The organism is bacterium endosymbiont of Bathymodiolus sp. 5 South, from assembly GCF_900128535.1.
GTDB lineage: Bacteria > Pseudomonadota > Gammaproteobacteria > PS1 > Pseudothioglobaceae > Thiodubiliella.
Map to the genome: position 1 here is coordinate 1 of NZ_FQTR01000259.1, position 1,725 is coordinate 1,725.

Annotated in this window: 1 protein-coding gene; it reads left to right on the forward strand. The window is 39.8% G+C overall.

Going from position 1 to position 1,725, the window contains the following annotated elements; translation table 11 throughout:
• The coding region (locus tag BBROOKSOX_RS10625) for a cadherin repeat domain-containing protein (RefSeq protein WP_180324008.1) at nucleotides 1-1,448 on the forward strand (1,448 nt) is incomplete at its 5' end.
• Nucleotides 1,449-1,725 lie beyond the last annotated feature (277 nt).

Genomic DNA, 1,725 nt, shown 5'->3' on the forward strand with positions numbered 1-1,725 from the left:
TTTTGAGTGGTGTTGATATTATTAGCACCATTCCAAGTAACGCCAACGATGGAGCAGTTGCTAATGATGATGCAGGTAAAATTGGTGCTACACTTGCAATAATTTCACAAATGGCTGCAACCAATGGCAACAGTGCAACTGAGGTTATTGGTGTTCTAAAGGCTGCCATAAAGAACCAGACTCTTTCCGGTGAATTCAGCAGTGCAATAAGTGCTTTTCAGAGAGAGGTTAGTATAGCTGCTGGCAAAACTTCTATCAAAGACAATGTTAATAATGTATTTGACACACTTGTAGGTAGGGCTATTCGTAAAATCTCTCTTTACAACGGAGAGGATAACGACCCAGTCCCTACAGTGCGAGATTACTTGGATATTAAGATTGGTACCGTTAAGGACAATAATCTTTCACTAAAGAACCTTAGAATTGCAGCAGAAAAAGATCGAACAAAGAAAGACAGCGTAGAAGAAATAAGAGCGATTGTCAGCTCCCAATCTAAAGCAAGCTTTAAGATTAATCTCATTGCTGTAGCAAGTGTTTTTGAGAATATCGTATTCACAAGCCCAACCCCAACTTTAACTGGTGACTCTAGAGTGGGTGACATTACTTGGGCTATAGGTGGCGAGGATGCAAATAAGTTCACTATTAACGCTAAAAATGGCGTTGTCTCAATGATTGCAAGAGACTATGAAAAACCAGTAGATAAAGACAAGGATAATGTTTATAAAGTAACAATTATTGCAACTGATGGTGATAAGAACACCACCTCTAAAGACCTGGGAGTTACAGTTAAGAATGTATTTGAATTTGTATCAAAAACAATCACTTTTGATGGGTTAGATTACATAACACTGGAATCACCTATTACCGGCAAAATATGGTTAGATAGAAATCTTGGAGCAACACAAGCGGCAACTTCACGCACGGATAGTGCTAGTTATGGTGACCTTTACCAATGGGGGCGTAAGGCTTCTGGGCACCAGAAGAGAAATTCTAGTACAACATCCACAAGAGCCTCTTCCATTGGTGATAACGGTAACTTATTTATTAAGAGCGATAGTGGCTCTACTGATTGGGTGAAACTGAATGTAGATGAAAATGGCGCTGAGAGAACTAAACATTGGGGAATGAGCCAGAACAATAATATCTGCCCACTTGCGTTTGAGGTGCCAACTAAGGAGCAGCTAAGTAAAGAGACTGTCAATATTAAGAATACCTCCGGCGCCTTCAGTAGTTTCTTGAAAATCCCATCTGCTGGCTTCCGCTCTCGTAGTGGTAATTTATCCCATGTTAGCACTAGCGTCGGCTTATGGACTCGTTCTGCTGTTGCTGATTCTGGTTTTCCTTCAGAATTTTGGGCTCACTATTTTTTCGCCGATAGTAGTCAAGCGAAATTCGACACCATAGACCGTAGCTACGCCCACAGTGTTCGTTGTATCTCAGCGTTTTAACTCAAAGCTAGACGCACGACAACACACAAAAATGGCGAGGTTTATGAGACTGATGATGACCATCCAGTTGAGTATTCAGATGATAAAGACACTAAGTTGACTTTTTGCGGTAATAGCGTGAGACCTTTGCATAAAAATGTCTACGACTCAAAAGAATTGGAAGAATTACTTGATATAAGTAGTCAACCCTTAAAAACCACACAACAAATTGATTTATAACAATAAAACCAACAACAACCATAGACAAATCAACCAACTTTTGCTAAAATACCTCTTA